4 protein-coding genes are annotated in these 3,953 nt (G+C 37.8%); 1 reads left to right on the plus strand and 3 read right to left on the minus strand.

The features are described from left to right. Positions 1–144: 144 nt before the first annotated feature. Genes B371_RS0101210 through B371_RS0101220 form a run of 3 tightly spaced genes read right to left on the minus strand, consistent with a single transcriptional unit; the run spans position 145 to position 3,297 of the window. Positions 145–465, minus strand: a complete 321-nt coding sequence (locus B371_RS0101210) for a YerC/YecD family TrpR-related protein (RefSeq protein WP_019412503.1) — start codon at positions 463–465, stop codon at positions 145–147. Between the two features lie 32 nt (positions 466–497). Next, entirely contained in the window at positions 498–1,553 is a 1,056-nt protein-coding gene (locus tag B371_RS0101215) for a DUF3048 domain-containing protein (RefSeq protein WP_019412504.1), read from the minus strand. A gap of 10 nt (positions 1,554–1,563) precedes the next feature. Next, the gene (locus B371_RS0101220; protein ID WP_019412505.1) at positions 1,564–3,297 is read right to left on the minus strand and encodes an adenine deaminase C-terminal domain-containing protein; all 1,734 of its coding nucleotides are present in this window, start codon (positions 3,295–3,297) and stop codon (positions 1,564–1,566) included. Between the two features lie 104 nt (positions 3,298–3,401). Here B371_RS0101220 and B371_RS0101225 point away from each other — a divergent pair, with 104 nt between their 5' ends. After that, positions 3,402–3,680, plus strand: coding sequence for a DUF2892 domain-containing protein (locus B371_RS0101225; protein ID WP_019412506.1), 279 nt, complete (start codon positions 3,402–3,404; stop codon positions 3,678–3,680). The last annotated feature ends 273 nt before the right edge of the window (positions 3,681–3,953 follow it).

Raw genomic sequence — 3,953 nt, forward strand, 5'->3', positions numbered from 1 at the left:
CAGAGTGACGAGGAGATTAAAGCCGTGCCCCACGGAAAGCTTCCGCATGGAGTGAAAATCAACTTTGTTCGGATTTTATTGCTAGATTTTTATTATGAAATTGACTTATTTTGCAAAAAAAAGCTGAACAGAGTCGGTCTCTGTTCAGTACTTTGGAAATTGGAAAGGTTTTTCATCAGGATATAGCCTGCCTAGCATTTCATCATATGTATCGTTCCCATAATCGAAACAACGACGTACGCGTGAAATAGTAGCTGTGCTAGCACCTGTCTTATTTTTAATTGTTTCATAAGTTTTTTTCATACGTAACATATGTGCAACTTCAAAACGCTGTGATAGCGACTGAATTTCACTAATGGTGCATAAGTCATCAATAAATTTATAGCATTCTTCTAAATCTTTTAATTCTAAAATCGCTTTAAACAACTGATCTGTTTGGTGACCACGAATTTTATCTACCTGCATTGAATGACCCCCTTTTCAAGCTTACCTAGTGACTATGGAGTGAAAGTAACCATCTGATCAATACTTTTAACTAAATGAATCCATGATTTTCCTGGAACGAGTTTAACGGGCTGACCGTTATCCATTGGAGTGAGAATACCATCTAGTTGTTGCCATTCAATTTTTTTCATGACTCCAGATTGGAACAAATAGGCAGTTCCTCCCGATGTCAGATCTAGTTGCTGACGACCAACGGAATCGATCGTTTGGTGAACAACTTCAAAAAACAGTACATTTGCTAAGAGAACATCTTCTGAGGACTCTTTATCAATTGTGACAATTCCACCGGAAGATCTATTGTATTGTTGCGTAATTGTATCATATGAATAGACATGGTGGAAGTCTTCGTTAACACCATAACGTACATCAATCAAGGTCGCCGGTTCGCCAGTGGATAGTTCTTGTTCTGACTCATAAAACGATATACCAGGAAGCTTTTCGATTTCTGTCCGTGCATTTACTTTTTCCATTCCTTCAATTACATGGTCATCTGTTATATACGAATTATGAGGTGCTACACGATCACTTGAACGTCTAAATAGAGTTCCATCGTATTGCATCCCATTAATGTTATCTACTACACCATTTCTTAACATCTGCAAAGCTTCAGGACTATAGCCATGTGCAACGTAAAAAGCGTCGAGGCCTTTTGTTATATTAATAAAGTAATCCCGAGCACTTCTGACAGGTCCCATTTTTTCAGGAAGCTCACTTTGAAACAACGCAAGTATTCTTGTGATGTTTCCTTCAGCAACCATCTCATAAACAATATCAGCACTCGCAATTCCTGATTGAGGTCTTGCTTTCGGATGGTTATTGTAAGTTACGATTACTGGACGACTCGTAAATTGTTCTTTAGAACGTTCACCTGAAAACGGTGCAATATATGGGTCAATCTCAACTTTAACTTCTTCTTCCTCTTCTTCAACGGGTGGAGTTTCTTCTACTTCATTCTCAATTGGTTGAGTTGTCTCGATTGATTGTTCTGGTTCATTAGAACAAGCAGTGACAATGAATAGTAAGACTAATAATACTAGTAAATTCTTCATCGTTATCCCCCTAAGATCTCATAAACGCAGGGAACAAAACGGACTTTTTCATCACATCAAAAATTCCGCGTTGTGTGATTCGTACATACGGCAAGTGAGTAGATTGTAAAAACAACAATGTATAAACTGCATCACCGTGTATATACCCTCGTTCTTTTAACGCTTTCTTTAAGTTTAATTCTTGTAAGATTAAGTCATCTAAGTTTTCACTAGACAAGCTCCCACCAATAGTTAATGGAATATGTGCGATTGTTTCACCATGTTCTACTAGAACTATTCCGCCTTTCAAGCGTTTCATTTCATTGAAAGCAAATAGCATATCTTTACGGTTCTTCCCAATAAGGATAATATCTCCTGTATTCGAGTAAGAGGATGCAAAACCCTGCACAGAATTAGCAAAACCTTTAATCATTGTATTTACACGCCACTTACCTTTACGATCAATTAGCATCAAGTAGCTTTCATCATGTTCTGTACTTAAGCTTTCCACGCCTGTATAAATTGATACACTGTATGGTTTTGTAATTACATCGTTAACCATTTCAATTCCAAAAGGCATAGAGAATTCAAAGTCTCCATCATGCAAATCATACGGTAGCTCTAATCCACCAAAGGCAGACCAATCAATTGTTGGTAACTTTTTAACTTGCTGTCCATCTTTTTTTAACCAATGTCCTTTTGATAGTACACTTACTGGGACTGGATTATATTCATTTTCCAAAAAGTTCAATGTAGCAAGTCGCCCTGTTGCTATAAAGCCATGTAGGCTTGTCATATTGTAGTATCGAGCCACATTGTAGGAAGCCATTTGATATGCATCGATTGGATTTACACCAGCATCTAGTGCTACTTGAATACATTTATCCATCACACCGTCGAGATGGAATGAAGGTGTAGAACCATCTGTTGTCATCATTAAATGGTCAAATACATCCAATCCTTTATCAACGATACCTTTTAATAAATCCGGCAGGTCTGGTCGAATAGACGAATGTCTTAAAGTCACAGCATATCCATGTAGCAACCGACGTTCTACTTCTTCAATAGTCATTGCTTCATGGTCTCCATCAGTTCCAATCAAGCGCATGCGGGCCAATGTTTTTTCTGATGCCCCAGGAAAATGGCCTTCTATTTTTTTACCTTTTAGTTTACCAGATTGCAACCAGTGTAACATCTGATCATCACCTGCTAATAATCGAGGCCAAGCAGTTAACTCGCCTCCCATAAGTACTTCAGGACGATTTAGCCATTCATAAATTGATTTTGTAGTAAACAATTCATCTTCATTTTCAAGCTCTGTTTGTGAGTCAAATCTTGCCCACCAATAGAATGAAAAAGGTAATTCATTTAGCTGATCTAAAATTGAAAACGCTTTCTCATTTTCAAGAAATAAAAAGAGGATTAGGTTATCGGAAAGAAAAGTTGTAGTGCCTAATTGAGCCGCATAATCCGCAAATGATTGGGGATTATAAAGTTGAAATGGATGAACATGAGGTTCAATATAGCCTGGCACAATAACCTGTCCACTGGCATCAACTATTTCTGCGTCAGAAGTCTTTTCAGGCATTTCTTTACCTGCATATATAATACGGTCTTTGGAAATCCAAATATTTCCTTCTACCCACGTTTTTAACACACTATGTAAGTATTTCGCGTTTATGATAATTTTGTCGGGGCTCGACTTTCCATCAATCATACTTATTTGATGACGGATTTCATTAATTTTCCACAATGTGTGTTGCATGTCATCCATTCTCCTTTTAGTATGGTTTATTTATTTTATATTAGCATAACAATTAAAAACTTTAAAGAACTTATGAAAAATTCAGACAAGGAGGTATGTCAGAAATGTCACAATCACAAAACATTAGTACACGAAATGCTCTTGCTAGACTAACGCTTGGTCTTAGTATGCTCGCTTATGGTACCGCAAGACTCTCTCGTAATCCACAATGTAAAACAGGTCTAATGATGGTTACTTGTGGAGCTATGAAAGCGGCTGAAGGAACCGTCAAATTTTGTCCACTTAAGGCCCTGATACAACAGCAAGTAAAGATGGGTACTCGACCTGAAATAGAGAGGCTAATGAAAGATTTCGCTAACGAAGGTATGTCGGTTAGTACTTAATTAAGAATAATTCGGAATGAGCGTAATGATTTATAGTTTATTCGGATTCAATCCATTTTTAATTTGCTTCGTGAAGAGTTTATTCAGTTTCTCTCACGCTGTTTATTCTATTTCTCCAATAATTATGTTAAGAAAAACCGGGCAAAATTTGCCCGGTCCTTAAAGAAAGCACACAGTATCCACTTTGGTTTATGTTATGATTTTCGTTGCAGGCGGACGCTTTCCGCGGGCGGTCCAGTGAGCCTCCTCGTCGCCTGCGGGGTCTCACTGGAC

The organism is Paenisporosarcina sp. TG20, assembly GCF_000286315.1.
In the GTDB taxonomy this organism is placed as follows: Bacteria; Bacillota; Bacilli; order Bacillales_A; family Planococcaceae; genus Paenisporosarcina.

Coding starts and splice junctions, on each gene's coding strand:
- B371_RS0101215 (WP_019412504.1), bottom strand. CDS start 1,553: ATGAAGAATTTACTAGTATTATTAGTCTTACTATTCATTGTCACTGCT.
- B371_RS0101220 (WP_019412505.1), bottom strand. CDS start 3,297: ATGCAACACACATTGTGGAAAATTAATGAAATCCGTCATCAAATAAGT.
- B371_RS0101210 (WP_019412503.1), bottom strand. CDS start 465: ATGCAGGTAGATAAAATTCGTGGTCACCAAACAGATCAGTTGTTTAAA.
- B371_RS0101225 (WP_019412506.1), top strand. CDS start 3,402: ATGTCACAATCACAAAACATTAGTACACGAAATGCTCTTGCTAGACTA.